The sequence below is a fragment of the Aromatoleum aromaticum EbN1 genome, from assembly GCF_000025965.1.
Taxonomy (GTDB): Bacteria; Pseudomonadota; Gammaproteobacteria; order Burkholderiales; family Rhodocyclaceae; genus Aromatoleum; species Aromatoleum aromaticum.
Genome location: NC_006513.1, coordinates 1,687,885 through 1,713,753, shown reverse-complemented (window position 1 = coordinate 1,713,753; position 25,869 = coordinate 1,687,885). Strand labels below are relative to the sequence as shown.

Annotated in this window: 24 protein-coding genes; 18 read left to right on the top strand and 6 right to left on the bottom strand. The window is 61.6% G+C overall.

Features of this window, described 5'->3' with window-relative positions; all coding sequences use genetic code 11:
• The first annotated feature begins 6 nt into the window (after positions 1 to 6).
• On the top strand, positions 7 to 327 hold the full coding sequence (locus EBN1_RS08090) for a heavy metal-binding domain-containing protein (RefSeq protein WP_011237458.1): 321 nt from the start codon (positions 7 to 9) through the stop codon (positions 325 to 327).
• A 93-nt stretch (positions 328 to 420) separates the two neighbouring features.
• On the opposite strand, the gene EBN1_RS08085 is transcribed toward EBN1_RS08090, so the two are convergent.
• On the bottom strand, positions 421 to 969 hold the full coding sequence (locus EBN1_RS08085) for a hemerythrin domain-containing protein (RefSeq protein ID WP_041646025.1): 549 nt from the start codon (positions 967 to 969) through the stop codon (positions 421 to 423).
• A 410-nt stretch (positions 970 to 1,379) separates the two neighbouring features.
• Here EBN1_RS08085 and EBN1_RS08080 point away from each other — a divergent pair, with 410 nt between their 5' ends.
• Positions 1,380 to 2,060: a dienelactone hydrolase family protein gene (locus EBN1_RS08080; protein ID WP_011237456.1), complete on the top strand. Its 681-nt coding sequence runs from the start codon at positions 1,380 to 1,382 to the stop codon at positions 2,058 to 2,060.
• A 122-nt stretch (positions 2,061 to 2,182) separates the two neighbouring features.
• On the opposite strand, the gene ggt is transcribed toward EBN1_RS08080, so the two are convergent.
• Positions 2,183 to 4,054 carry a gamma-glutamyltransferase gene (ggt, locus tag EBN1_RS08075; protein ID WP_011237455.1) on the bottom strand — a complete coding sequence of 624 codons (1,872 nt, stop codon included), beginning with the start codon at positions 4,052 to 4,054 and terminating at the stop codon, positions 2,183 to 2,185.
• Between the two features lie 265 nt (positions 4,055 to 4,319).
• On the opposite strand from ggt, the gene EBN1_RS08070 reads away from it, so the two are divergent.
• The 7 genes from EBN1_RS08070 (at position 4,320) to EBN1_RS08035 (ending at position 9,037) form a co-directional block, all read left to right on the top strand.
• Entirely contained in the window at positions 4,320 to 4,871 is a 552-nt protein-coding gene (locus EBN1_RS08070; protein ID WP_011237454.1) for a sugar O-acetyltransferase, read from the top strand.
• A 273-nt stretch (positions 4,872 to 5,144) separates the two neighbouring features.
• On the top strand, positions 5,145 to 5,714 hold the full coding sequence (locus EBN1_RS08060; protein WP_011237453.1) for a cold shock domain-containing protein: 570 nt from the start codon (positions 5,145 to 5,147) through the stop codon (positions 5,712 to 5,714).
• Between the two features lie 526 nt (positions 5,715 to 6,240).
• Positions 6,241 to 6,867, top strand: a complete 627-nt coding sequence (locus EBN1_RS08055) for a phospholipase D-like domain-containing protein (RefSeq protein WP_011237451.1) — start codon at positions 6,241 to 6,243, stop codon at positions 6,865 to 6,867.
• Between the two features lie 14 nt (positions 6,868 to 6,881).
• Entirely contained in the window at positions 6,882 to 7,394 is a 513-nt protein-coding gene (locus EBN1_RS08050) for a hypothetical protein (RefSeq protein WP_011237450.1), read from the top strand.
• 135 nt (positions 7,395 to 7,529) lie between these two features.
• Complete coding sequence (locus EBN1_RS08045) at positions 7,530 to 8,210, top strand: hypothetical protein (RefSeq protein WP_011237449.1); 681 nt, start codon at positions 7,530 to 7,532, stop codon at positions 8,208 to 8,210.
• 70 nt (positions 8,211 to 8,280) lie between these two features.
• Positions 8,281 to 8,721, top strand: a complete 441-nt coding sequence (locus EBN1_RS08040; protein ID WP_011237448.1) for a hypothetical protein — start codon at positions 8,281 to 8,283, stop codon at positions 8,719 to 8,721.
• 82 nt (positions 8,722 to 8,803) lie between these two features.
• Positions 8,804 to 9,037 (top strand): hypothetical protein, encoded by a 234-nt coding sequence (locus EBN1_RS08035; RefSeq protein WP_011237447.1) that lies wholly within the window; start codon positions 8,804 to 8,806, stop codon positions 9,035 to 9,037.
• 504 nt (positions 9,038 to 9,541) lie between these two features.
• Here EBN1_RS08035 and EBN1_RS08030 read toward each other — a convergent pair.
• Positions 9,542 to 11,112 (bottom strand): IS3-like element ISAzo10 family transposase gene (locus EBN1_RS08030; protein ID WP_085938654.1). Its coding sequence is split into 2 segments (ribosomal slippage): positions 9,542 to 10,680 and positions 10,680 to 11,112, totalling 1,572 coding nucleotides; the frame shifts between segments, so codons are not numbered across the junction.
• Between the two features lie 453 nt (positions 11,113 to 11,565).
• Between EBN1_RS08030 and EBN1_RS08025 the strand changes: the two genes are divergently transcribed.
• Together EBN1_RS08025 and EBN1_RS08020 are read left to right on the top strand one after the other, a co-directional pair.
• A complete protein-coding gene (locus EBN1_RS08025; protein WP_011237441.1) occupies positions 11,566 to 13,770 on the top strand; it encodes an OsmC domain/YcaO domain-containing protein in 2,205 nt (734 codons plus the stop codon).
• A 369-nt stretch (positions 13,771 to 14,139) separates the two neighbouring features.
• Positions 14,140 to 14,361, top strand: a complete 222-nt coding sequence (locus EBN1_RS08020; protein WP_041646018.1) for a hypothetical protein — start codon at positions 14,140 to 14,142, stop codon at positions 14,359 to 14,361.
• Between the two features lie 225 nt (positions 14,362 to 14,586).
• On the opposite strand, the gene gyrB is transcribed toward EBN1_RS08020, so the two are convergent.
• From gyrB to dnaA, 3 genes are all read right to left on the bottom strand, one after another.
• The gene (gyrB, locus tag EBN1_RS08015) at positions 14,587 to 17,082 is read right to left on the bottom strand and encodes a DNA topoisomerase (ATP-hydrolyzing) subunit B (protein ID WP_011237438.1); all 2,496 of its coding nucleotides are present in this window, start codon (positions 17,080 to 17,082) and stop codon (positions 14,587 to 14,589) included.
• An 81-nt stretch (positions 17,083 to 17,163) separates the two neighbouring features.
• Positions 17,164 to 18,267: a DNA polymerase III subunit beta gene (gene dnaN, locus EBN1_RS08010; RefSeq protein WP_011237437.1), complete on the bottom strand. Its 1,104-nt coding sequence runs from the start codon at positions 18,265 to 18,267 to the stop codon at positions 17,164 to 17,166.
• A gap of 81 nt (positions 18,268 to 18,348) precedes the next feature.
• Entirely contained in the window at positions 18,349 to 19,794 is a 1,446-nt protein-coding gene (gene dnaA / locus EBN1_RS08005) for a chromosomal replication initiator protein DnaA (RefSeq protein ID WP_011237436.1), read from the bottom strand.
• Between the two features lie 294 nt (positions 19,795 to 20,088).
• On the opposite strand from dnaA, the gene rpmH reads away from it, so the two are divergent.
• The 7 genes from rpmH (at position 20,089) to EBN1_RS07970 (ending at position 25,795) form a co-directional block, all read left to right on the top strand.
• Entirely contained in the window at positions 20,089 to 20,223 is a 135-nt protein-coding gene (gene rpmH, locus EBN1_RS08000) for a 50S ribosomal protein L34 (protein WP_002926183.1), read from the top strand.
• On the top strand, positions 20,192 to 20,584 hold the full coding sequence (rnpA, locus tag EBN1_RS07995; protein WP_241762829.1) for a ribonuclease P protein component: 393 nt from the start codon (positions 20,192 to 20,194) through the stop codon (positions 20,582 to 20,584). Before rpmH ends, rnpA begins: the two co-directional genes overlap by 32 nt.
• Positions 20,584 to 20,793, top strand: coding sequence for a membrane protein insertion efficiency factor YidD (gene yidD, locus EBN1_RS07990; protein WP_011237434.1), 210 nt, complete (start codon positions 20,584 to 20,586; stop codon positions 20,791 to 20,793). The genes rnpA and yidD overlap by 1 nt, the downstream gene beginning before the upstream one ends.
• A 26-nt stretch (positions 20,794 to 20,819) precedes the next feature.
• Positions 20,820 to 22,472, top strand: a complete 1,653-nt coding sequence (gene yidC, locus EBN1_RS07985) for a membrane protein insertase YidC (RefSeq protein ID WP_011237433.1) — start codon at positions 20,820 to 20,822, stop codon at positions 22,470 to 22,472.
• Entirely contained in the window at positions 22,444 to 23,799 is a 1,356-nt protein-coding gene (gene mnmE / locus EBN1_RS07980; RefSeq protein ID WP_011237432.1) for a tRNA uridine-5-carboxymethylaminomethyl(34) synthesis GTPase MnmE, read from the top strand. The genes yidC and mnmE overlap by 29 nt, the downstream gene beginning before the upstream one ends.
• 73 nt (positions 23,800 to 23,872) lie before the next feature.
• Positions 23,873 to 24,730: an SIR2 family NAD-dependent protein deacylase gene (locus EBN1_RS07975; RefSeq protein ID WP_011237431.1), complete on the top strand. Its 858-nt coding sequence runs from the start codon at positions 23,873 to 23,875 to the stop codon at positions 24,728 to 24,730.
• A gap of 294 nt (positions 24,731 to 25,024) precedes the next feature.
• A complete protein-coding gene (locus EBN1_RS07970; protein ID WP_011237430.1) occupies positions 25,025 to 25,795 on the top strand; it encodes a sulfite exporter TauE/SafE family protein in 771 nt (256 codons plus the stop codon).
• Positions 25,796 to 25,869 lie beyond the last annotated feature (74 nt).

The following is a 25,869-nucleotide window of genomic DNA, read 5'->3' as shown; positions in this document are numbered from 1 at the left end:
CAAGCCATGCTGATGACCACGACTCCGACCATCGAAGGCAGGACGATCCGCAGCTATCACGGCGTCGTCGCCGGCGAGGCGATCATCGGCGCGAACGTCTTCAAGGACATGTTCGCTGCCGTGCGCGACATCGTCGGCGGGCGGTCGGGTTCGTACGAAAAGACTTTGCGCTCGGCCCGCGAAACCGCGTTCGAAGACCTCGCCGAAGCGGCCGGCCGGCTCGGCGCGAATGCCGTCGTCGGAGTCGATATCGACTACGAGGTGCTGGGCGAAAAGAACGGCATGCTGATGGTCGCCGTCAGCGGCACGGCGGTGACGGTCGAATAGGCGCTTTCCCCGACGCAACGGCCGGGTGCCGGGGCGCAGCGTTTCCGGCACCACACCGGAAAAAGCGCGGCGCCCCCATTGACACACGGGCCGTCAGTTCGGCGGCAGGTACATCGGGTAAAGGATCTCTTCCTCGCGGCGGATCCGGCCGGCGAGGGCCTCGCCGATCGCGTCGAGGTCCGAACCGAACTGCGCCGCCAGTTCCGGATGGGTGCCGATCTGCCGGTATCGGTCGAGAAAGTCGACGACGGCGCGGCCGATGTCGTCCATCTCGTGACGGAAACCGTGCATCAGCTCGTGGCTGACCGCGTCGGTCTTCAGGAAATGTTCCAGGTAGACGTACAGCCGGACGTTTTCCTTGAGCAGGTGATCCATCAGCCCGATCCGCAAGCGGTCCAGTTGCGTCTGCGCGAGTGAAAGATTCCCCGCGTTGCGTGCCGCGACGATCGCGGTAAAGATCCCGAGCAGGTGCTGATGATCTTCCTTCAGCGCGCTGATCAGCTGTGGGTCGTACCGGATCTGCGTGCCGGGAGCCGTCGCGGCGACACGCGGCGCGGCGGTTCCGGGCGCGGTCGCGTCCGGAGTTTTCGCAGTCGAGGCGACTTCCTTTTTCGCGCCGAACAACCAGTCGAATAGAAACATGTCATCTCCCGTTCTGAATAACTGCCCGCACCCTAGCGCAAGCGCGAGCGTTTTGCGAGGGGCGGCGGATTTTCGCGACGCGCGGCGCCGGGAGCGCAGCTTTGGCGGCGGCAGGGGCCCTCGTGGACCGCAAAAAAGAAAGCCCGGGCGCTTGCGAGCCCGGGCTGAAATCCACACCAAAGGAGGAGGGTGGAGGAGACAGGCGAAGAATAGCCGAGCGGATTGTGCGGCGCAACACAAAATTTCTGTTGGCTCGATCAGCGGGATGTATGGCGCCACGAGCGACCCACGGTGCAAGAAGAGGGCTCCGATGCTGCGCCGCACCTGAACACGCCCAGCCCCCTTGCGGGCACGACCGTTGCATCGCTTCCTCTCCCAATGAAGAGGTGCGAATCAACTGGGAGACGGCCATGACAAGTCAGGCGGAAAAGTCATCGGGAGCGGGACGGGCAGTCGAGATTCCGGTCGGTGCGGTGCGGCTGGGGGGTGAGCTGACGATTCCGCACGGCGCCGCGGGCATTGTCCTTTTCGCCCACGGCAGCGGGAGCAGCCGCCACAGCCCGCGCAACCGTTTCGTCGCGCGCTTCCTGTGCGACGCCGGGATCGGCACGCTGTTGTTCGATCTGCTGAGCCTCGACGAAGAGGCCGTCGACGCGCGGACCGGCGAACTGCGCTTCGACATCGGGCTGCTCGCCGGCCGCCTCGGGGAAGCGACGCGCTGGCTGCGGCGCCAGCCCGACGCGGCGGATCTTCCGCTCGGCTATTTCGGCGCGAGCACCGGCGGGGCCGCGGCGCTGGTTGCGGCGGCGGCGCTCGGCGACGAGGTGAGGGCGGTAGTGTCGCGCGGCGGCCGGCCGGATCTCGCGGGCGACGCGCTCGAAGCGGTGCGCGCCGCGACGCTGCTCCTCGTCGGCGGACGGGACGAGCCGGTCATCCGCATGAACCAGGAAGCGTACGCCAGGCTCTCCTGCACGAAAGCGCTGACGATCGTCCCCGGCGCGACGCACCTTTTCGAGGAGCCCGGCACGCTCGAAGCGGTCGCGCAGCACGCGGCAACGTGGTTTCGGCGACACTTGCCGCAAGCGGCGTGAAAGGACGCAGGCAGAAGGCGGGCGTTCGGACTGGCGAAAGCGCAGGTTCCCACCCTGCGATTCCCCCTCGGCCCCTGCCGCCCCGAAAAGGCAGTGAAACTCACCGGAGGCGATCGGCGCCCCTATCTTGGCAAGGCGATGACCGTGCCTTCGCTTCTTTGGTCGGCACCGCCGTATCGCCTGCCGTTCTGCATTTCGATGACGACAGCCTGTACGGATCCGATCGATTCATTGCAGACAGGGACGCCCGCCACGTCGGGCAGGTCATGACCGAGTTCGACGAGCTGCCGCAACGAATCCGGCGGCAATCCGGCCTCGCAGCGCACCGCTCCGGCTGCGGACGTGACGGACAGCCGGGGCGCGTCGATCGCCTGCTGGATGTCCATGCGGTGATCGACAAGGTTCAGCGTGATGTTCAGCACCGTGTTGATGATCGTCGGACCTCCTGACGCGCCATAGGCAATGAGCGGTTTGCCGTCCTTGAAGAGGATCGTCGGCGCCATCGACGACAGTGGCCGCTTGAACGGTCCCGCATCGTTTGCGCCCGGATTGCCGGTCGAAGCGCTCAATTGCGGCGTGAAGTTGAAGTCGGTCAACTGGTTGTTGAGCAGAAAACCGTAGCCCGGAACGAGGATGCCGGTTCCCCACGTGTGCTCGGTCGTGCTCGTGTAGCTGACGAAGTTGCCGGCCGCGTCGACGACCGAGAAGTGGGTCGTATGCATGCTCTTCTCTTCCTCCGCCGGCACGCGGGGCAGCTCGTCGTGAGGGCGGCGGTTCGGCGAATCACAGGCGCGCGGGTCACCAGGGAGCGGGGTGGCCATGCGCGAACCGGAGTTGATGAAGGCGCGCCGCGTCGCGAGAAAGCATTCGGACAGCAGTCCTTTCACCGGCACCGGAACGAAGTCCGGATCGCCCATCCATACCGACCGGTCGGCAAAAGTCAGCCGCATTGCCTCGATCATCGCGTGCAACGCATCGCGTCCGCCAAAGCGCCAGCCGTCGCCGCTGCCGAGCGGGAACGGCTCGAGGAGCTCGAGCATCATGAGCAGCGCCAAGCCGCCGGACGAGGGCGGCGGCATCGACTTGATCGTGTACCCACGGTAGTCGCCTTCGACCGGCTGGCGCACGGCGACGTCATAAGCCGCGAGATCGCTCGCCGTCATGCGCCCTGCGCCGGCAGGGCCGATCTGCGACCGCAGCTGCACGTCGAGGATGGCGCGGGCGATATCCCCCCGGTAGAACGGATCGACGCCGTCGCGGGCGATCAGGCGGAACGTCTGCGCCAGCGCCGGCTGGACGAGCAGATGTCCTTCGGGCAGCGGGCTGCCGTCGGGCAGGCGGAAAATCGCGCGCGTCTCCGGCTGCAGCGTTGTGCGCACGTTGTACGTGTCGGCGGCGAGGAACCGATTGATGCGGAAACCCTCTTCCGCGAGCCGGATCGCTGGCGCGAGAGTGGCAGCAAGCGTCATGCTCCCCCACTGGCGCAACGCGTAATCGATCCCCTTCAACGTGCCGGGAACGCCGATCGAATGCCCGCTGGTGGATGCAGCCAGGAAAGTCTGCCCAAGGAACATGTCGGCGCTTGCCCCTGCAGGAGCCTTCTCGCGCGAGTCGACGATGAACGTGCGGTTCTCCGCGGCGAGATGCACCATCATGAAACCGCCGCCGCCGATTCCCGAAAATTGCGGTTCGACGACATTCAGCGCGAACTGGATTGCGGCCGCCGCGTCGATCGCGTTGCCGCCCGCTTCGAGAATCTGCGCCCCAGCCGCCGCGGCGAGCGGATGCGACACGGAGACGACGCCGCGGGAAGAAGCGGCGTTTCCCGCGGACGAACCGGTAGCCTGCGCCGGGTCGATTTGCGGCACGCCGATCGACGTGGCCGACGCTGATCCGCCTTCCGCCGCGAGCGCCAGCGGGGCTAGCACCGCGGTGGCGACGAACAGCGCCGCGCCGAGCCGGGCCAGGTACATCGCCAGGTCCATTCGCTTCATCGTGTCCTCCTCCACCGGCTGCCGCGGCCTGTTCCGAGTCGAAACGGACGCCGTTAAAGAGTAGTTCTTCAGCGGAGAAGCGGAAGCAGGGCTTGCGTCGTCGCAACGCTCCGAAGTGAAACGCGCGTGCCTGGACTGGCAGCGAGAGGGCCTGTCAGGTAAAACCCCTGGAGCGGGAAAACGGAACCGGGTGCGAAGGGTCCGGTCCGAATCGGTCCTGCCATGGCCTCCGCCTGGCAGAGTTTGGACAGCCGTCGGAGGAGTCGTGAGGACCGAAAGGGAAAAAATGCTCGCGGGAGAGCTTTATGATCCGTTCGACCCGGACCTGGTTGCCCGGCGGGACCAGGCACGCGCCTTATGCCAAACGCTGAACGCCACGAAAGAGTCGGAGCAGGGCGTCAGACGCCGCGTCCTCGAAGACCTATTCGGCGCCGGTGGCGATACCGTCTGGATGCAACCGCCCTTCTATTGTGACTACGGTTCCAACATTCGCCTCGGCGCGCGCGTATTTTTCAACTTCAATTGCACCGTTCTCGATGTGTGCGAAGTCCGCATCGGCGACTACACGTTATTCGGCCCGGGCGTGCAAATCCTCACGCCGTTGCATCCACTCGACGCCGATCTACGCAGGAAGCAGGAATACGGAAAGCCGATCGAGATCGGGGCAGACGTGTGGGTGGGAGGTGGAGCACTGATTCTGGCCGGAGTCCGTATCGGGTCTCGAACGATCATTGGAGCGGGTAGCGTCGTGACACGTGACATTCCGGAAGGCGTACTTGCAGCCGGAAATCCATGCCGAGTGATCCGCAGTGTCTAGACCGCGCTATCCACCTGGGTCGCCATCGACAGCTTGTATCGCCGCTCATGCTGCTCGAATTGCGCGGCGGCGGCGGTGCGGCGGATAAACCCTGCCGTACCGAATCGCTGCACCCCAGGATGGGGGTCGATGATCCGTTCGAGGCGATGAGGGCAGCGCTCAGTCGCCACCTCAAGCTGCCCCGGCGCACTCGTATGCGCTGCAGCACGCGCGCGGCGCTTCGTTTTTCAGCATGCTATCCTCTCGCCGAACATGACATTCGGGCCGGCACCAATGCGAATCGAAGGCACTCTTGGCAAATGGAACGACGATCGAGGTTTCGGTTTCATTGTGCCGAAGGACGGAGGACCGGAAGTCTTCGTACATGTTTCCGCATTTCCTCGCGACGGTCGTCGTCCGCAAATCGGGGAGCCGTTGTCGTTCGAGATCGAACTCGACAAGGACCGCAAGAAACGCGCCGTCGGCGTTTCCCGCCCTGGCCGACCCAAGCTAGCACCCGTGCGCCGTCACGCGCTAGATCGAAAACGGGCAAAGCGGAGTCCGATCGCATCCATCGCAAAACTGCTTGTATTCGGGGCGCTCCTAGCCTATGGCTATGCCGAAATCTACCCACGCTTCACCAAGTCTCAAGCGGCCGTCGACATTCCACAGGAAAGCGTACAGCGTGTCGTCGAAAGTGCTGAATCAAAATTCCGCTGCGACGGCAGAACCCATTGCTCGCAAATGACCTCCTGCTCAGAGGCGACGTCCTTCCTGAAAAACTGTCCGGGCGTGATGATGGATGGCAACAACGACGGAATGCCATGCGAGCAGCAATGGTGTACCGGTATGTTTACAAGGTGAGCGGGATTGATCGGCCGGGTTCGGCCAGAAGCGGACTGTAGCCATACCTGCCCCGAAGCCGTCATTCGACGGCGGCAACCTTAGCGATGCTAGTCTTCAGCGGGACCGACGGTGGTCAATGATCGAGGGGCTCCGGCCTCTGCTGCTCTCGACGAGGCCGCACCCTCGAGAATTCTAGCTATTACCGCGTGCAGTGACAGTCCGGCTGCTGTTTTCTCGGGCACGACACGGCTTCGGCCAATCCTAGATCTCTCCACCCTCGGTTGGCCTTTGGAGAGCCAACGTCTCCGCATGCCCAACTGCTCATTTGTGTCGCTAAGACAACGCCTTGCAAAGCCCGATACCGTGCAGGAATTCTTTGACGTCTTAATACAATTTGATTATTGTCCTTCCTTCGGTCGCTATGATGCACCCCGCATGGAGCGGTCGCATTCTGTACAAAAATTGGCAGGTTCCGACCAGCACAAATAGGCGGAACCTGCCTATTTCAAAGTTCGTGATTCCGTCTACTCAACTGTTAGGCATCATGCACCGCATCGCAATCTTCCTCCGCAACACGGGCAGCACGAACAAGTTTCGTCGCACGGTACTCGGCACTCTCAGATCCGATATGGTCGACGAGGCGCTACTTTGCAGCGGCTTCTTTCAAGACGACGCAAAGTACTCAACGGGTGCCGACTTCGATCTCATAGCACACCGCTCCTGCGCGCCGCTGAAGTTAACTACTCTTGGCCTGTACTCATACAGTTGGAAGGCTCAATATTCCAGCTTCTTTTCACAAATTCAGGAGAAGAACGCATGCGCGTGCTTCACTGCGGTGAAAAAGCGAATTCCGAGTATGGGCTGGCACGCCAAGGTGTTTTTGGCAAAGGCCGCAGGCCAACCTGTCGTGGGCATCATCGGAAGCAGCAACGTTACGCGCCGAGCCTTCGGAGAGCTCAAGGACTTCAACTATGAGTGCGATGTCGTCGTGTGGGACGAGAACATTCCTGACATCGACACAGTTGTGAATGCTGCAATCGGCGATCTAGGCGACGTATCTGACGTCATCTTTACATACTACGACGATAACCACATTGCAAACAAACAACCGCTTCAGAATCGGCTACTTTCTCTCGAAGCGGAAATTATGTCCAAGGCGATTGACGCCTAACAGGAAGACTCGACATGAATTTCATATTAAGACTACTTCCCGTGGCTTTATTAATCGCGTTTGCAATATATCAAACAAATAAGAAAGAGGAACGAATTGAGCAACGCTTGGCTCCGTTTAACGCGGCGAGTGTTCAATATCTTGCGGAAGCCAAAACAGTGAAGAACAGACTGCCGGTAACAGGCAAAATCCTTGTCATTGATGCCGAGTCGGGATCACCGATTCCGTTCGAAGAATATGAGAATCAAGTTAATCCGAAGCACATTCCATTCCATCCTGAGGAGGTGGATACAGTAGTCCTCCAAGAATGCAAATGGGAGAAAATCGGATTCTATTCAGGTGGAGGCGATGGCCTCCAGGAAAGTTGCGAATTTTTTGTAGGCAAGCCAAAAGATGGAATATGGAGCTCTTGGGGCGAGACAAAAGGAAGTATGCCTCCTGAAGAAGTGAGAAGGCGGCGTAGCAGCACCTCTGACGTGAAAGGCGGGAGAGCAATAGTTGAATTCCTTCGTGTGAATTTAAAGTAAACATTTATATTTACATCCCGCATTTCACCAGAAAATTGCCTACCAACTGCTTACAGCGGACCGTCAAAATGCTGCGCATTTTGCCGTCCGCTGAAGCGTCACGTTGGGCTTCTTAGCGTCTGACGAAATTGTAATATGGCACGAAAGAAAAGGCTGCCGTCTGCCAAAGGGCCTGTAGCCACATCCAGTACTCAGGCTAGACTGCCTTGGTACCGGCGCGTGTGGTTCTTGATTACTCTTGTTGGCGCAGGGTTGTACGGTTCACTCGCAAATGGCCCTATGTTGCTTACGAACGCTGAGAAACTTCCCTCTGAATTTGCGCGCGTATCCGGCAAATTCCTGGCGTGGTACTACGAAGATCAGGCATGGGAGGGACTTTGGTCCGCCAATCCTGAGGGTTATGTTGATTTTGAAGACATGAAGCTTTCCGATGTCGATATCAAGGTTCACCTCCTAGCGGAGCACGGCAGGATTGGCGGTGAAATCGCGATGAAATCAATATGCCGCTTAGTTCCCATGTTTGACTACCTAATGCTAGAAGGAAAAGTCAGCGGTGACACTGCAACAATTACCGCTTTTGATTTCATCGGAGGAGAACGAAAGAACTTCTTTCGGTTCTCTGCCAGGCGCGATGGTGTAGTGATCACGGTTTCCCCAGAAGAGGGGGCTAGAGAATGGCTGCCGACGCTCCCCGTGAGAATTGCGCTGCATCCCTCCCAGGAGGGCGAGGATCCATATGATGAGTTGACTGTAACGTGTAGAGTGGAAAAGGAAGAACTGATGAAAAGGATTCGACCGGAGGGATTGGGTCGATGAGGTGCTGCCCAACCACTGCTTGCAGCGGACCGTTAGGTAGTCAGCCCCTAGCATCACTTAGGATCAATAGATGGACATACTGGCTTTCTTGAGAGAGCGCGGCTCCACTCCAAATGCGACCGATGAAGCCCTTTATGAATTCGTCGCTGCCGAACTAGTAAATTCAGCGGTTAAACAAGGTTTGTGGACGAAGGCTCTATCAGACAGCGATTGGGACGAAGCCAGAGCCAAAGCTCTTTACGTAAAGATGCGCTTCACGCAATTGCGTAACGAACTGATTTCAGAAACTACGCGACAACGAGCCCTGTTGTCCGATCCGAAAAACGAGGCAGCCGCGTGCGGTCTGTCCGAGGAAGAAATTGAATACCTCGGAAACCCAATAAAGGCTATCCGGTATCTTGAAAAGTACCGCGTTTCCAAGAACAATTTGTTAAAGGCCATCAGCCTTGGCAAGATCCGCAGCGTTATTTGCCGTGAGATATTGTGGGTCCAAAACAGGAAGATTACGTAATACAATTGCTAGACCGCGTGGCATTTACGCTCGATACTCATGCAGTTGACGCTGTAAGCTACAACACAATATGGAGAAAGTTTTGAAAAGAGTACTGGATCCTAATGGACTTGAAATTGGGGCGTTTGACGGGGCTACGATCAAGTGCAACGGTAATATCGTTTATTGGATCTCGGATAATGAAGTGTTTGCGCCGGCAAATTACACCACTTCCGATTTGAAAATATTCAATAAAGGTCAATGCATTTTAATTGGGGAATTTGTAGATGGAGAGTGCATTGTCGACGGCGAGGTTATTTTCCGACTTTCAGTCTGAGTTGAGACGCTGGCAAACGCGATATTTTTTGTAAGCTTCAGCTAACAAGGAGATTTGTCGATGCAAAACTGGTACAGACGAATGACCGGCGGACAAAAGAAACTCGTATACATTGTTTCGATATTATTGGCTCCAATTTGGGGTATCGGCCTGTTATTTCTTACCATTCTAATATACCTTCAGCTTGGGCAAAAAAGCGGTGACGTATAAGGAGTTAAAGCGCGAAGCGTTTTGCGCAAGACTTGTCTCTTTCGCGAACGCACAAAACTCAAGTTGCTCGTCGATGTATTGCTCATTGCGCCACAGCGAGCTTGATCTATTCGTTCGTTAGGGCGGCCAAATTAATGCGGTTTCCAACCAGGTGAGATGATTGCTGATACAACGTGCCTAACAACTGCTTGCAGCGGACCGGGCGGTTCCTATGGCTTGGGGGGACACCTGGAATCCACAGTTGAACGTCTGCTCCGAACCGAGCGGAACAAGTCAAGATAGTTGTCGCCTGATTCATGCAACCAACCGCCCTATGTCTTCAGCATGCAAGTGGTCGCGTACGACCGCGTCGCGCTCCGGATTGAGCGTGACCGCGCCGATCGGGGTCCAGTCGCGTGTCCCACGGGACCAGCGTGCGGGGTGGCGCTCGCGGGCCTGGAGATACGTCTGATGGCGTGCAGCCAGGATCGCCCGATCCTCCAGCGCGTGTCGCTGCGCCGGCGTGACGTAGCGGATGCCGCTGTGGCGGTGCTCGAAGTTGTACCAGCGCACGAAGTCGTGTCCCCAGAGGCGGGCGTCTTCCAGGGTGGCGAAGCCGCGCGCCGGGAATTCGGGGCGGTACTTCGCCGTCTTGAAGAGCGACTCCACGTAGGCGTTGTCGTCGGAGACGCGCGGGCGCGAGTACGACGGTTTGACGCCCAGCCAGTGCAGCATCGCGAGCACCGTGGTGGCTTTGAGCGTGCTGCCGTTGTCGCCGTGAAGCACGGGTTTGTCGATCATCGCGTGGACGCCTTCGGAGAGCGCGGTGCGCTTGAGCAGGCTCACCGCATGGTCAGCGTCATCGGCGTCGTGGATCTCCCAGCCGACGATCTTGCGGCTGTAGAGGTCCTGGATCAGGTAGAGATAGAACCAGCGCCCCTGCACCTGCGTGGGCAGATAGGTCATGTCCCAGCACCAGACCTGGCCGGGCGCGGTGGCCACATGCGTGGTCGGCGTGCGCGAGCGCTGGGGCGCCCGGGCGCGACCCCGGTGACGAGTTTGCCCGTGGGCGCGCAGCACGCGCTGGAAGCTCGATTCGCTGGCGATATAGACGCCTTCGTCGGCCAGCGCCGGCACGATGCGCGCCGGCGGCTGATCGGCGAAACGCGGCTCGTTGGCCACCGCCAGGACGCGGGCGCGCTCCTCGTCGGTGAGCGCATGCGCGGGCGTCGGGCGCTCGGCCAGAGGCCGGCGGTCTCCGACCTGCAGGCCGTCCTCGGCCTTCCAGCGTTGCAGGGTACGCACGGTGATGCCAGCGAGCTCACACGCCGGGCGCAAGCGCGCACCGGCTGCGTGAGCAGTCTCGATGTGGCGGACCATCGTTTGGCGATCTTCCAGGCCGATCATGCGTCCTCGTCCTTGTCCGTTGGAAAGATCACCTCGAGCTTTTTTGACAGCACCAGCAGCGCGGCGGCTTCGGCCAAGGCCTTCTCCTTGCGGCGCAGGTCGCGCTCGAGGTCCTTGATGCGACGCCGGTCGGCCTTCTGTTCCCGGTGGCTGGTGCGCGCCGCGTCTTCGGGGTCGGCCAGCGCCTGTGTGGCCGCCGTGCGCCATTGCTCGAGCTCCTGCGGATACACGCCGTTCTCCCGGCACCAGGCGCTCTTGCTCGCCTCGTCCATCGCTGCGGTGACCAGCACTGCCTCGAATCGGGCCGGCGCTGTCCAGGCCCGCTCGCGAGCGGGCCTGGACAGCGCATCCGCGCGCCACCGCTCCAGCGTGGCCGTTGAAATGCTCAGTTCGCGGGAAACCGTCTCCACCGATGCGCTCTCCGGTGGCAACAACCGTGCTACCGCCTTGTCCTTGAATGCTTGTCCGTATCTGGCCACTTCGTTCTTCCGTTATCGCCCTCGGGTTTCGGATTCTATCGAGGCGACAACTATCTTGACCCAGAGGGCGAGCCCAGGGGCAGCAACGGGTCGATACCACCAATTCGATGAGCGCAGAGGCCAGCCGTTCGACGGCGGCGAGCGCCGAGCGGCAGGTGTCGGCACTGCCGCCGCTCAATCTGCGCAGGTTGGTAGGCAGCTGACGTCCAGCTGTGTGAACTGGCTCTACGTCGGCGGACCTGTAGGCACCCCTCTGGCGGGTTTCTTCGGATGCGCCTTCGTAAAGCGGGTCGGGCTTGGGTGGGGCTGATTCTTGAAACGTTCGTCGCGCCGTGCATGCGGTTGGCGGCGCCAGCATCCCGGAGCCGGACCTGCTGAGAAGCACGGTTTTTCCACTGGGAAAATCCTATAATAGCGGCCAATTCGTTTTGAACGCTATTTTGGGATTCCCGCATGGAAATCAAGGTCAACTTTCTCGACAAGCTTCGTCTTGAGGCCAAGTTCGATGACTTCACGGTAATCGCCGACCAGCCCGTCCGCTATAAGGGCGACGGCTCGGCGCCTGGTCCGTTCGATTACTTTCTGGCTTCATCGGCTTTGTGCGCGGCTTACTTTGTGAAGCTGTACTGCGACACGCGCAATATTCCTACCGAAAACATCCGCCTGTCGCAGAACAATATTGTCGATCCCGAAAACCGCTACCAGCAGATTTTCAAGATCCAGGTCGAGTTGCCGGCGGATATCTCCGACAAGGACCGGCAGGGCATTCTGCGCTCCATCGACCGGTGTACCGTGAAAAAGGTGGTGCAAACCGGGCCCGAGTTCGTGATCGAGGAGGTGGAAAATCTGGATGCCGATGCTCAGGCCTTGCTGATGTTGAATCCGGCGTCGGAAGCCAGCACCTATATCGCCGGCAAGGATCTGCCGCTGGAGCAAACCATCGCCAACATGTCCGGCGTCTTGGCGGGCCTGGGCATGAAGATCGAAATCGCTTCGTGGCGCAATCTGGTGCCCAACGTCTGGTCGCTGCATATCCGCGATGCGCATTCGCCGATGTGCTTTACCAACGGCAAGGGCGCGACCAAGGAAAGCGCGCTGGCGTCGGCGCTGGGCGAGTTTATCGAGCGGGCGAATTGCAATCACTTCTATAACGACCAGTTCTGGGGCGAAGACATTGCCAACGCGGCGTTCGTGCATTACCCGCACGAGCGCTGGTTCAAGCCGGGCCGGAAAGATGCGCTGCCGACCGGGATTCTCGACGAATACTGCCTGGAAATTTACAACGCCGATGGCGAGTTGCGCGGCTCGCATCTCTACGACACCAATTCCGGCAATATCCAGCGCGGCATCTGTGCGCTGCCCTATGTGCGCCAGTCGGACGGCGAAGTGGTGTATTTCCCGACCAACCTGATCGACAACCTGTTCCTCAGCAATGGCATGAGTGCCGGCAATACCTTGGCCGAAGCACAGGTGCAATGTCTGTCGGAAATTTTCGAACGCGCGGTCAAGCGCGAAATCCTGGAAGGTGAAATCGCGCTGCCGGATGTGCCGCACGAAGTGCTGGCGAAATATCCCGGCATTCAAGCCGGCATTCAGGCGTTGGAAGACCAGGGCTTTCCGGTGCTGGTCAAGGATGCGTCGCTGGGCGGGGAATTTCCGGTGATGTGCGTCACTTTGATGAACCCGCGTACCGGCGGTGTGTTTGCGTCGTTCGGGGCGCACCCGAGCCTGGAAGTGGCGCTGGAACGCAGTCTGACCGAGTTGCTGCAGGGGCGCAGTTTTGAAGGCCTGAACGATTTGCCCCGGCCCACTTTTGAAAGCAACGCTGTCACCGAGCCGAATAATTTTGTCGAACACTTTATCGATTCCAGCGGGGTGGTGTCATGGCGCTTTTTCAGCGCCAAAGCCGATTTCGATTTTGTCGAGTGGGACTTCTCGGGCCAAGGTGAAAACTCCAATGCCGACGAAGCCGCCACCTTGTTCGGCATTCTCGAAGACATGGGCAAGGAAGCGTACATGGCGGTCTATGACCAGCTCGGCACAACGGCCTGCCGCATCCTGGTGCCGGGGTATTCGGAAATCTATCCGGTGGAAGACTTGATCTGGGATAACACCAACAAAGCGCTGGCGTTCCGCGACGATATCCTCAACTTGCACCGCCTCGACGATGCCAGCCTGCAGGCACTGCTCGAACGTCTGGAAGACAGTGAGCTGGATGATTACATCGACATCATCAGCTTGATTGGCATCGAATTTGACGAGAATACGGCGTGGGGTCAGTTAACGATTCTCGAGTTGAAGCTGCTGATCAACCTTGCTTTGCGGCAGTTTGAAGCGGCACACGAACTGGTGAAAACCTTCCTGCAATATAACGAGAACACGGTCGAGCGCGGATTGTTCTATCAGGCCTTGAACGGGGTGCTGGAGGTGCTGCTGGACGATGACCTGGAACTGGACGATTACGTGGTCAATTTCCGCCGGATGTTCGGCAACCCGCGGATGGATGCGGTGATGGGGTCGGTGGATGGCAGCGTGCGCTTCTTCGGCTTGACGCCAACGAGCACGAAACTGGAAGGGCTCGATCGGCACCAGCGTCTGATCGATAGCTACGAAAAACTGCACAGGGCGCGGGCCAACGTGGCGGTTTTATCCAGTTAGGGTTACGAGCCATGGCTGGATCGGCCACAAGAGTCGCCAGAGCGTCTCGCACATTTCAGTTGCTCGAAAAACAGTATTGAGGGGCCGGCTCAGGTATTGGGGGATATCGGACTGCTGTTTTTCGACTGTGATTGTGCAGACCCGACACCGCTCGTCAACCTGTTCGGCATTACCCCACCGTTGGGCTCCGGCAGCGGTGCCGTCATCGCCTTCAACCGCCATCGGATCGGCTAAAATTATTTGTTTTTCAATGGATTAGGCTGACTTCACAGTGCTTAGGCCAACACCTGGCCCGCTTTCTGCAGCAGGAGTAGCGAGCGCAGCATCCGGCTCACTACCGAAACGCGACGCACTCTTCAGGAGACCGCCATGGCCCACCTCACTATCCACGATTTGCCCGCCACCGAAACGCTTGACGCCAAGAGGATGAGCGCCGTGCGCGGCGGCATATGGGACTATTCCAACCGACTCGGCACGCTCGGTCAGATGTTGGAGGACCAACAGGATCGCAACTACGGCGATCCTTTCGGCCCCAAGACCCTGGACGAGGCGGCCCACCAGGCGCTTGAAGGCTGGGTTTCGGTTCCTTGAGATGATTGTCGCGTCGTGGCGCGACCGTTCTGCGATTGATGTGAGCGCGCCGGGAGTTGGATCGGCAGTTTGCCGAACGAGCCCCCGCTCAGGCAACTCGCCCCCGGTTGCCGTTACGGCCGAAATCGGGGCGGACCTTGAAAACGTGCGAGGCAGCCATGAAAAAAGCTCCCGCGGGAGCTTTTTTCATTACATTTGTCACCGGTTTTTCATCAACCTGGCGCATCACACGTCGATGTTCCTCGCATACAGCGCATTCCCTTCGATGAACGCTCTTCGCGGCTCGACGTTGTCGCCCATCAGCGTCGTGAAGATCTCGTCGGCGGCGATCGCGTCGTCGATCTGGACTTTGAGCAGGCGGCGCACGGCCGGGTCCATCGTCGTTTCCCACAGCTGCTCGGGGTTCATTTCGCCGAGGCCCTTGTAGCGCTGCTTCGTCAGGCCGCGTTCGACTTCACCGAGGAGCCAGCGGATCGCTTCCGAGAAGCGCGTGATCGGGTGGCTTTTTTCGCCGCGGCGGATCTCGGCGCCGACGCCGATGAGGTCGGAGATCGCTTCGGCGGCGGTGCGGATGCTGCGGTAGTCGCCGGTGATGAGAAATTCCTCGTCGATCCACGCGAGGCGCAGGTTGCCGTGATGCATGCGCTCGATCGCGAGGCGCCAGCTCTCGGCTTCGTCGTGGTATTCGGGACGGATCGTCACGCTAGCGGGCAGGTGCGGCTGGATGCGAGCGGCCGAGTCGCGGGCGGCGGCTTCGTCGTCGAGGTTGACGGCGAGGTTCTGCGCGAGCATCGCGTGCAGCACTGCCGGGTCGACGTAGCCGGCGAGGCGGTTGATGACGGCTTCGGCGAGCAGGTAGCTGCGCGCGAGGCCGCCGAGGGCTTCGTCGGCGATCGGTGCGGCACCTTCGCGCGGCAGCAGCACCGCGCCGTCGAGCGCGAGCTTCAGGAGGTGCTGGTTCAGCGCGTTCTCGTCCTTGATGTACATCTCGTTCTTGCCGTGCTTGATCTTGTATAGCGGCGGCTGCGCGATGTAGATGTGACCACGCTCGACGAGCTCGGGCATCTGGCGGTAGAAGAAGGTCAGGAGCAGCGTGCGGATGTGTGCGCCGTCGACGTCCGCGTCGGTCATGATGATGATGCGGTGGTAGCGCAGCTTCTCGGGCTTGTAGTCGTCCTTGCCGATGCCGGTGCCGAGCGCGGTGATCATCGTCGCGATCTCCTGGCTCTGCAGCAGCTTGTCGAAGCGCGCCTTCTCGACGTTGAGGATCTTGCCCTTCAACGGCAGGATCGCCTGGAACTTGCGGTCGCGGCCCTGCTTCGCCGAGCCGCCTGCGGAGTCGCCCTCGACGAGGTAGATCTCGCACAGCGCCGGGTCTTTTTCCTGGCAGTCGGCGAGCTTGCCGGGTAGCCCCACGCCGTCCAGCAGGCCTTTGCGGCGTGTCATTTCGCGCGCCTTGCGCGCGGCGTCGCGGGCGCGCGCGGCTTCGACAATCTTCGCGCAGATTGTTTTTGCGTCGAGCGGGTTTTCCTGCAGGAAGTCGGTGAGCTTGTTGGCGACGACTTCCTCGACCGCGGGACGGGCCTCGGACGAGACCAGCTTCATCTTGGTCTGGCTGGCGAACTTCGGGTCGGGCATTTTCACCGACAGCACGCACGCGAGGCCTTCGCGCATGTCGTCGCCGGTGATGTCGACTTTCGCTTTCTTCGCGATCTCGTGTTCTTCGATGTACTTGTTGATGATGCGCGTCATCGCCGCCCGCAGGCCGGTGAGGTGAGTGCCGCCGTCGGCCTGCGGAATGTTGTTGGTGTAGCACAGCACCTGTTCGGCGTAGCTGTCGTTCCACTGCATCGCGACTTCGACACCGAGCTCGGCGTCGTGGCCGTGGCCGGTCGGGATGCGCGTCGTGCCCGCAGCGTAGAACACCGTCGGATGCAGCACGCTCTTCGTGCGGTTGATGTATTCGACGAAACCTTTGACGCCGCCGGCGAAGGCGAAGTCCTCTTCCTTGCCGCTGCGTTGGTCGACGAGGCGGATCTTGACGCCGTTGTTGAGGAACGACAGCTCGCGCAGGCGCTTGGCGAGGATCTCGTAGTGGTATTCGACGGTGCCGAAGATCTCCTCGTCGGCGAGGTAATGCACGCGCGTGCCGCGCTTGGTGGTCTCGCCGGTGATGCGCATCGGGCTCACCTCGACGCCGTCGACGAGCTCGATGACGCGGTTCTGCGGCACACCGTGGTGGAACTCGATGAAGTGTTTCTTGCCGTCGCGGGCGACGGTAAGGTGCAGCCACTTCGACAGCGCGTTGACGCACGACACGCCCACGCCGTGCAGGCCGCCCGACACCTTGTAGCTGTTCTGGTTGAACTTGCCGCCTGCATGCAGCACGCACATGACGATCTCGGCCGCCGAGCGCTTCGGCTCGTGCTTGTCGTCCATCTTCACGCCGACCGGGATGCCGCGGCCGTTGTCGGCCACCGAGATCGAGTTGTCGGCGTGGATCGTGATGACGATGTCGTCGCAGTGCCCGGCCAGCGCCTCGTCGATGGCGTTATCGACGACTTCGAACACCATGTGGTGCAGGCCGGTGCCGTCGGAAGTGTCGCCGATGTACATGCCGGGACGCTTCCTCACCGCTTCCAGCCCTTCGAGCTGCTGGATGCTGGATTCGTCGTAGGCGTCGGGTTCGGGAGTGTGCGGTAGGACTTGCGATTCGGACATGGTCATCTCAGTGATTCATCAAAGAACGCGCCCCCGGCTGCACAGGGGCGAAAAGCCTGCGGCGGCGGTGCGCCGCGTCGGTCAGATCCGCATCGGCATGACGACGTACTTGAACGTGGCGTTGCCGGGCAGCGTCACGAGCGCGCTCGAGTTGCCGTCGTTGAAGCGCCATTCGATCGTGTCGCTGGTAACGTTATTCAGCACGTCGAGCAGATAGGTGACGTTGAAGCCGATGTCGAGCGGGTCGTCGTGGTAATCGACTTCGAGCTCTTCGAGGGCTTCTTCCTGTTCAGCGTTCGTGCTGACGATCTTCAGGCTGCCGTCGCCGAGCACGAGGCGCACGCCGCGGAACTTCTCGTTGGTCAGGATCGCGACGCGCGACAGCGTCGCCAGCAGCGGCATGCGCTCGAAAGTCAGCAGCTTCGGGTGGTTCTGCGGGATCACGCGCTCGTAGTCGGGGAACTTGCCGTCGATCAGCTTCGACACCAGTTCGATCGGGCCGAAGCGGAACACGACCTGGTTGCCGGCGAGGATCACTTCGAGCGGATCCTCGCTGTCGGCGAGCTGGCGGGCAAGCTCCATGACGGTCTTGCGCGGCAGGATCACTTCCGTATGCGGGACGTCGCCAGCGAGCGGGTTCGACGCGAACGCCAGGCGGTGGCCGTCGGTCGCCACCATGCGCAGCTCGCTGCCGCTGGCGATCAGCAGCAGGCCGTTGAGGTAATAACGGATGTCCTGCTGCGCCATCGCGTAGGCGACCTGGGCGAGCTGGCGCTTGAAGCTTTTCTGGCTCACCGAGAAGTGCGTCGCGTCGCCGTCGGGCGGGTTCATGCGCGGGTAGTCGGCGGCCGGCAACGTCTGCAGCGCGAAGCGGCTGCGCCCCGCTTTCACGGTCAGGCGCTTGTCGTCCAGCATGACCGTCACGTCGCCTTCGGGCACTGCGCGCAGGATGTCCTGCAGCTTCCTCGCAGCGACGGTGATCGATGCGTCCTCGCCGCCGATGTGTCCGGCCGTGGTGGTGCGGATCTGGATCTCGATGTCGGTCGCGAGCAGCGTCAGTTGGTCGCCGTGCTTCTCGATCAGCACGTTCGACAGGATCGGCAGGGTGTGGCGTTTTTCGACGATGCCGGCGACCGACTGCAGCGGGGCGAGGAGCGCGTCGCGGGTGGTGGTGAGCAGAAGCATGGCGTCAGAGTCTTTCCGGTTTGGATTAGGTGGTTCCGGGCTTGGCGCGAAGCGCAATCAAAAGGGCTGGGGCTGCGGTGCTCATCCCCTGAGAACCTGGGTGAGCACGTGGACGTCGTGGTTCAACTGGTGATCGCCAAGGCGCAGCTCGGCGATCGTGCGGCACGCGTGCATCACGGTGGTGTGGTCGCGCCCGCCGAATGCCTCGCCGATCGCCGGCAGCGACATCGGCGTGAGGTCTTTCGCGAGCCACATCGCGACCTGACGCGGCCGGGCGATGACGCGCGTGCGCTTTTTCGAGTGCATGTCGGCGACCTTGATCTTGTAGTAGTCGGCGACGGTCTTCTGGATGTGCTCGATGGTGAGCTGGCGGTTGTGCGCGTTCAGGAGATCCTTCAGCGCGTCCTTCGCGACTTCGAGCGTGATGCCGCGGCCGTGGAAGCGCGCGAAGGCGACGACCTTGTTCAGCGCGCCTTCGAGCTCGCGCACGTTCGAGCGCAGGTTCTTCGCGATCAGGAAGGCGACGTCGTCGTGGAGATCGACGCGCAGCGCCTCGGCTTTCTTCTGCAGGATCGCGACGCGCATCTCGAGCTCCGGCGGCTCGATCTGCACGGTGAGGCCCCAGTCGAAGCGCGAGATCAGCCGGTCCTCGAGGCCCTGGATATCCTTGGGGTAGGTGTCACAGGTGATGACGATCTGCTTGCGTGCCTCGGTCAGCGCATTGAACGCGTGGAAGAACTCTTCCTGCGTGCGGTTCTTGTTGTTGAAGAACTGGATGTCGTCGATCAGCAGGAGGTCGAGCGAGCGGTAATAGCGCTTGAAGGCGTCGAAGCTTTTCTGCTGGTACGCGCGCACGACGTCGGCGTAGTAGTCCTCGACGTGCACGTAGCGGATCACCGCGCGCGGGTTGTGACGGTACACTGCATTGCCGATCGCGTGCACGAGGTGGGTCTTGCCGAGGCCGACGCCGCCATAGACGAACAGCGGGTTGTACGACGTGCCGGGGTTCTGCGCGACTTGCATTGCGGCCGCGCGCGCGAGGTCGTTGGCGCGCCCGGTGACCAGCGTGTCGAACGTGAAGTCGGCATTCAGGCGCGTCTTCTCGTAGGCGAGGTCCGACGCGGTGACGATGGAGGATTCGGGTTCGGCCGGGCGCGTGACGACGGCCGGGGCGGCAGCTGTGGCTGCAGGTGCCTGGGAGGGGGTTGGGGCAGGGGCCGGGCCAGCGACGGGCCCGCTGCCGATGACGGGGCGCGCGGCCGGGCGGGCCGCGCCGGCAGCGGGCAGCACGAGTTCGATTTCGATCGGGGCGCCGTGGAATTCGGCGCCGAGTTCGCCGATCCGGCGCAGGTAGCGCTCCCGCACCCACTGCAGCACGAAGCGGCTCGGGGCGACCAGGCGCAACGCGACGCTGGCGCCGGCCTTTTCCTCATCGGCTTGCAGCGTCTTGATCCACGTGTTGAACTGCTGCGGCGGCAGTTCGTGCTCCAGGCGCGACAGGCAGAAGGACCAGAGATCTTGGCTCACGGGTTCGACGGTTTGGACTTGCGGCACGGTTTTCAAAGCGTACCCTCTCCACTGTTCACCAAGGCGGCGAAAAGACGGCGGCAGCTTGATGTGGGTTATAGGGACGCTTTCGCGGAAGTGATGCAGAGCGCGGTGCAGCGACGCTGCTCCTGCTCTGTGATCGACCGAAAGCGGAAACGCGGATTCTACCCCCCGCCGCAAAAGTTATCCACAGGTCGGGGCAAAAATTGTGCTTGACAAACAGTGCATTATCCAATTAAATCTCGCGTTTGACCCAAATACTGGCAGACCGAAATGAAACGCACCTATCAGCCTTCCGTCGTCCGTCGCAAGCGCACCCATGGATTCCTGGTCCGCATGAAGACCCGTGGCGGTCGCGCAGTGATCCGCGCCCGTCGTGCAAAGGGCCGTCACCGTCTCGCCGTTTGAGGTGAGCAGCCGGCCGGGCGTTGACCAGCGATTCCTCGACGCCTACAGGTTACGAAAAACGGATGAGTACTCATCCGTTTTTGCTTTTCGGCGGGCGTTCAAGGGGCGGTTTTTCATTGCCCACTATCGCCCCAACGAACTCGGGACGGCGCGCCTTGGAGTTGTCATCGCGAAGAAGCTCGCGAAACGGGCCAACGTGCGCAATCTGCTGAAACGCATCGTGCGCGAACAGTTCCGCAAGGCGCGGCCGGCGCTTGCGCACCACGATCTCGTCGTGCGCCTGCATGTGCCGGTGAAGATGGCGACGCGCGCGATGATCAACGACGATGTCGTGAATCTGCTCGGGCGGTTTCGCGAATGATGAAAGCGCTGGTGCTCGGTCTGCTGCGTGTGTACCGGTACGCGATCAGCCCCATGCTGGGCCGTAATTGCCGCTTTCATCCCTGCTGCTCGGAGTACGCGCAGGAAGCTGTCGAGCGCCACGGCGCGATGCGTGGCGGCTGGCTTGCGCTCAAGCGGGTGGGCCGTTGCCACCCATTCCATCCCGGCGGGTATGATCCCGTCCCCTGAACAATTTCAGATCGAACAATAATCCGATGGATCAGCGCCGCCTCGTACTCTTCCTCGTCTTCTCCCTTTCCCTCGTGATGCTGTGGAATGCCTGGCTGAAACAAAGCCAGCCCGCGCCGACCGCCGTCACTGCGACCGCAGGTGTCGAAGGGGCCGGCGTGCCGACGCCGACCACCGGTGTTGCGCCGGGAGCGACCACTGCCGTGCCCGGCGTGCCTGGCGCAGCGACCGCTTCGACCGCGCCGCGCATGGTGGTGCGCACCGACCTGATGGTCGCAGAAGTTTCGGCGCAGGGCGGCGACATCGTCCGGCTCGAACTGGCCCAGCACAAAGCGACAGCGGACAAGACGAAGAACTTCGTGCTGTTCGACGACGGCACGATCCATCTGTATGCGGCGCAATCCGGGCTGATCGGCGAGGACCTGCCGACCCACAAGACGACGTTCGCCCTGCCGCAGGGCGAACAGGTGCTGAAGGAAGGTGAGGACCGTCTCGTCGTGCGGCTCGAGGCGCCGGAGCAGGATGGCGTCAAGGTCACGAAAGTGATGACTTTCCATCGCGGCAACTATCTCGTCGACGTCGCCTACGAGATCGTGAACAGCAGCGAGCGCACGCTTTCGCCCCACGCGTATTACCAGCTCACGCGCGACGGCAAGCCGGCCGAGTCGGTCGAGGCGTTCGGCGTCACGACTTTCACCGGCCCGGCGTTCTACACCGACGCCGAGAAGTTCCAGAAAGTCCAGTTCGAGGAAATCGCCGAAGGCAAGGCGAAGTTCGTCAAGAAGGCGAGTGACGGCTGGATCGCGATGGTCCAGCATTACTTCGTCAGCGCGTGGCTGCCGCAAGGCGGGACGGAACGCGAGTTCTTCGCGCAGAAAGTCGGCAACGACCTGTATTCGGCCGGGGTGATCGTGCCGGTGGCGGCGATCCAGCCGGGACAGAGCGGACGCGTCGAGGCGAGCCTCTACGCCGGCCCGCAGGAACAGGACAAGCTCGAGGACATCGCTCCCGGGCTCGACCTGGTCGTCGATTACGGCTGGCTGACGGTGATCGCCGCGCCGCTGTTCTGGGTGCTGTCGTGGATCCACGGCGTGGTCGGCAACTGGGGCTGGGCGATCATCATCGTGACGATCCTGATCAAGCTGATGTTCTTCCCGCTGTCGGCCGCGAGCTACAAGTCGATGGCGAAGATGCGGGTGCTCGGTCCGCGCATGCAACGCCTGAAGGAGCTGTACGGCAACGACAAGGCGAAGATGCAGCAGGAAATGATGGAGATGTACCGCAAGGAGAAGATCAATCCGCTCGGCGGCTGCCTGCCGATCCTGGTGCAGATCCCGGTGTTCATCTCGCTGTATTGGGTGCTGCTCGGCAGCGTCGAAATGCGCCAAGCGCCGTGGCTCGGCTGGATCCAGGACCTGTCGGCGAAGGACCCGTACTTCATCCTGCCGGTGATCATGGGCGTGTCGATGCTGATCCAGATGAAGCTCAACCCGACGCCGCCGGATCCGATCCAGGCAAAAGTCATGATGGCGATGCCGGTGATCTTCACTTTCATGTTCCTGTGGTTCCCGTCGGGCCTGGTGCTGTACTGGGTCGTCAACAACATTCTGTCGATCGCACAGCAATGGCAGATCACGCGGATGATCGAAAGTGAGAAGTCCGGCGCCAAGCCTGCCTGACATCATCGCGGCGCTCGCGACCGCACCCGGGCGCGGTGGCATCGGAGTCGTTCGCGTCTCCGGTGCGGCGCTCGCGCCGTTTGCCCGTGCGCTGACGGGGAGGGAGCCGAAACCCCGGCACGCGGCGTTCACGCATTTTGTCGACGCAGTCGGCAAACCGATCGACGAAGGCATCCTGCTCTATTTCCCGGCGCCCCATTCGTTCACGGGCGAGGACGTCATCGAACTGCAGGGGCACGGCGGACCGGTCGTGTTGCAGCTCGTGCTTGCGCGCTGTCTCGAGCTCGGCGCCCGGCTCGCCGAGCCGGGCGAGTTTTCGCGGCGCGCGTTCCTCAACGGGAAGATGGACCTCGCCCAGGCCGAAGCGGTCGCAGACCTGATCGAGGCGTCGACGGTGGTTGCGGCACGCTCGGCGGTGCGTTCGCTGTCGGGGGTGTTTTCCGACGAAATGCATCGGCTCACCGACGCCCTGATCGACCTGCGGATGCTCGTCGAAGCGACGCTGGATTTTCCCGACGAAGACGTCGAGTTCCTCGAAAACGCCCGCGCCCTGGAGCGACTCGACGCGATCCGCGTCAAGCTCGAAAGGGTGCTCGAGCGCGCGCGCCAGGGAGCACTGCTGCGCAGCGGGATGAATGTCGTCCTGGTCGGTCAGCCGAACGTCGGCAAGTCCAGCTTGCTGAACTGCCTCGCCGGCGACGAACGCGCGATCGTCACCGACATTGCCGGCACGACGCGCGACGCCGTGCGCGAGACGATCGCGATCGAAGGCATTCCAATCCATGTCATCGACACGGCAGGACTGCGGGAAACGGCCGATCCGGTCGAACGCCTGGGAGTCGAGCGGACGTGGCGCGAGATCGCGCGCGCGGACGTGATCCTGCGTATCGTCGATGCGCGAGTCGGTCCGCAACCGGGTGACGACGCGATCGATGCGGCTCTGCCCGAAGGGGTGGAGCGGATCACGATCTTCAACAAGATCGATCTGTGCGGACTCGAACCGGCGCGGCTGCAGCACGACGATGGCGTCGTGATCCAGCTCTCCGCCCAGCTCGCGCTCGGCGTGGACCTGCTGCGCAGCGAGCTGCTGAGGGTGGCAGGCTGGCACGCGCATGGCGACGACGTCGTGCTTGCGCGTGAACGCCATCTTGTCGCGTTGCGCGACGCGCTGACCCACGTGGTCGCGGCGCGATCCCAGTGCGGTGCACTCGAATTGTTCGCGGAGGAACTCCGGCTGGCTCAAATCCGCATCGGCGAGATAACCGGAGAGTTTTCATCCGACGATCTGCTTGGGGTGATTTTTTCGCGGTTCTGCATCGGCAAGTAGCGATGCTTCCGGGGCAGTTTCGAGGGAAATCGGACCGAGATCCATCCGCTGCCCCAGTGTATTGCGAAGACTGATGCGCATGGGTCGAACGGATGAGTCAGCACAGTGCTTCGCCCGATGCGCCAGCCTGATCGAGCAGGCCGATGGACTGCTGATCACCGCCGGCGCCGGCCTGGGTGTCGATTCAGGGTTGCCGGATTTTCGCGGTAGCGGGGGTTTCTGGCGTGTGTATCCGGCTCTCGGTCGTGCGCGTCTGCACTTCCAGGACATCGCATGCCCGGATGCGTTTCGCGAGCGACCGCGGCTTGCCTGGGGTTTCTACGGTCACCGGCTGAAGCTCTACCGGCAGACCGAGCCCGCGCCGACGTTCCACATCCTCCGCGCGATTGCACGCCGGCTGTCTGATGGCGCTTTCGTTTTTACCAGCAACGTGGACGGCCAGTTTCAGCGGGCGGGTTTCGATTCGGGGCGTATTGTCGAATGCCACGGCTCGATCCATCACCTGCAGTGCCTGGACGGCTGCATGGGGGACGTGTGGCCCGCCGACGCCTTCGCGCCGGAGATCGACGAGGAGGCATGCATGCTGTTGAACGATTTTCCGGCTTGTCCATGGTGCAAGGGGCTGGCCCGGCCGAATGTCCTGATGTTTGGGGATGGCACGTGGATCGAGCATCGCATGCGGACCCAACTCGCTCGACTGGACGCGTGGCGCAGCAAGGTCGACCGGCTGCTGGTCATCGAGGTCGGCGCCGGTACGGCAATCCCGTCCGTGCGCCTCTTCGGCGAGGGTCAAGACGCGCCGATCATCCGGATCAACCGCGACGAGGCCAAGACCGTCGCCGATCGTGGCGTGTCGCTGGCGATGACGGGAGTCGAGGCGATGCGTGGGATCGCGGCGGCGCTCATCGAGCGGGGGTTTCTGGGCCGATGATCGTGCCTCCCTCGTCATGACAGACGCAGCAGCCAGAGGCGATAACCGGGCATCAGCCGCTGCCGGCGGCTTGCGAACAGGAAGATCAGGGAGTGCTTTCCGTGTCCAGCCGGCAAGATCGCGTCAAGCGGGCGATGCCATGACCGTTTTTGAATCTCTTTCGTGGCAAGGAGCTTAGTCGATTTGCGTGCTTCTGCATCGTTTGTTGCAGTGTTGGCGCGAAACGGTCAATTGTTTCGATACGGCAGCTGTCTCCCTTCGACTTGTTGTTCCACGTGAAACAGGCTCACATTGATGTCCGATTCCGAAACGCTGCTGTTCTTTCTCGGGCTTGCCGCGTTTCTTGCCGGGTTTGTCGATGCGGTGGTCGGCGGCGGTGGACTCGTGCAGATCCCGGCGCTGTTCACCGCTTTCCCCGCAAGTCTGCCGGCGACGCTGTTCGGTACCAACAAGCTGGCGAGCATCGTCGGCACGAGCAGCGCGGCGATTCAGTATGCGCGGCGGGTGGCAATTCCGTGGCGGGTCGCGCTGCCGGCTGCGGCCTCTGCGCTTGCCGGAGCATGGTTCGGAGCGCGTGCCGTCGCATATCTGTCGCCGACAGCGCTCAAGCCGGTGATCCTGCTGTTGCTGATACTGGTCGCAATCTACACGTTCATTCGGAAGGACTTTGGCACGGCAAATGCCACGGCCGAACCACTGCACGCGACTGCGCCGGCGCTGCTGATCGGTGCAAGCGTGGGGTTCTATGACGGTTTCTTCGGGCCGGGAACCGGAAGTTTCCTGATCTTCCTGTTCGTCCGCTTCCTGGCGATGGACTTTCTCCGCGCGTCAGTGACGGCGAAGATCGTGAATGTCGCGACGAACCTCGCGGCGATCGCGTTCTTCACTTCGCATGTCGCGATCCTGTGGCAGGCCGCCGGCGTGATGGCCTGCTCCAACCTCGTTGGCGCACTCGTCGGTTCGCGGCTTGCGCTGCGTCACGGCGCGGGCTTCGTACGGAAAATGTTTCTCGGTGTCGTAACGGCGCTGATCGGGAAGATGCTGTTCGATGTCATCGTCGGGTGACGAAAGTTTCACGTGGAACACGTCCGTGCGCTTGTCCCGCCGGGCTCGAAGGCCGGGTTTGCGATAGCCGAGTC

What these genes read in the sequence shown, in the direction of transcription:
- EBN1_RS08090 (WP_011237458.1), top strand. Translation starts at nt 7, where the DNA reads ATGCTGATGACCACGACTCCGACCATCGAAGGCAGGACGATCCGCAGC.
- EBN1_RS08085 (WP_041646025.1), bottom strand. Translation starts at nt 969, where the DNA reads ATGTTTCTATTCGACTGGTTGTTCGGCGCGAAAAAGGAAGTCGCCTCG.
- EBN1_RS08080 (WP_011237456.1), top strand. Translation starts at nt 1,380, where the DNA reads ATGACAAGTCAGGCGGAAAAGTCATCGGGAGCGGGACGGGCAGTCGAG.
- ggt (WP_011237455.1), bottom strand. Translation starts at nt 4,054, where the DNA reads ATGAAGCGAATGGACCTGGCGATGTACCTGGCCCGGCTCGGCGCGGCG.
- EBN1_RS08060 (WP_011237453.1), top strand. Translation starts at nt 5,145, where the DNA reads ATGCGAATCGAAGGCACTCTTGGCAAATGGAACGACGATCGAGGTTTC.
- EBN1_RS08055 (WP_011237451.1), top strand. Translation starts at nt 6,241, where the DNA reads ATGCACCGCATCGCAATCTTCCTCCGCAACACGGGCAGCACGAACAAG.
- EBN1_RS08050 (WP_011237450.1), top strand. Translation starts at nt 6,882, where the DNA reads ATGAATTTCATATTAAGACTACTTCCCGTGGCTTTATTAATCGCGTTT.
- EBN1_RS08045 (WP_011237449.1), top strand. Translation starts at nt 7,530, where the DNA reads ATGGCACGAAAGAAAAGGCTGCCGTCTGCCAAAGGGCCTGTAGCCACA.
- EBN1_RS08040 (WP_011237448.1), top strand. Translation starts at nt 8,281, where the DNA reads ATGGACATACTGGCTTTCTTGAGAGAGCGCGGCTCCACTCCAAATGCG.
- EBN1_RS08025 (WP_011237441.1), top strand. Translation starts at nt 11,566, where the DNA reads ATGGAAATCAAGGTCAACTTTCTCGACAAGCTTCGTCTTGAGGCCAAG.
- EBN1_RS08020 (WP_041646018.1), top strand. Translation starts at nt 14,140, where the DNA reads ATGGCCCACCTCACTATCCACGATTTGCCCGCCACCGAAACGCTTGAC.
- gyrB (WP_011237438.1), bottom strand. Translation starts at nt 17,082, where the DNA reads ATGTCCGAATCGCAAGTCCTACCGCACACTCCCGAACCCGACGCCTAC.
- dnaN (WP_011237437.1), bottom strand. Translation starts at nt 18,267, where the DNA reads ATGCTTCTGCTCACCACCACCCGCGACGCGCTCCTCGCCCCGCTGCAG.
- rpmH (WP_002926183.1), top strand. Translation starts at nt 20,089, where the DNA reads ATGAAACGCACCTATCAGCCTTCCGTCGTCCGTCGCAAGCGCACCCAT.
- yidD (WP_011237434.1), top strand. Translation starts at nt 20,584, where the DNA reads ATGAAAGCGCTGGTGCTCGGTCTGCTGCGTGTGTACCGGTACGCGATC.
- yidC (WP_011237433.1), top strand. Translation starts at nt 20,820, where the DNA reads ATGGATCAGCGCCGCCTCGTACTCTTCCTCGTCTTCTCCCTTTCCCTC.
- EBN1_RS07975 (WP_011237431.1), top strand. Translation starts at nt 23,873, where the DNA reads ATGCGCATGGGTCGAACGGATGAGTCAGCACAGTGCTTCGCCCGATGC.
- EBN1_RS07970 (WP_011237430.1), top strand. Translation starts at nt 25,025, where the DNA reads ATGTCCGATTCCGAAACGCTGCTGTTCTTTCTCGGGCTTGCCGCGTTT.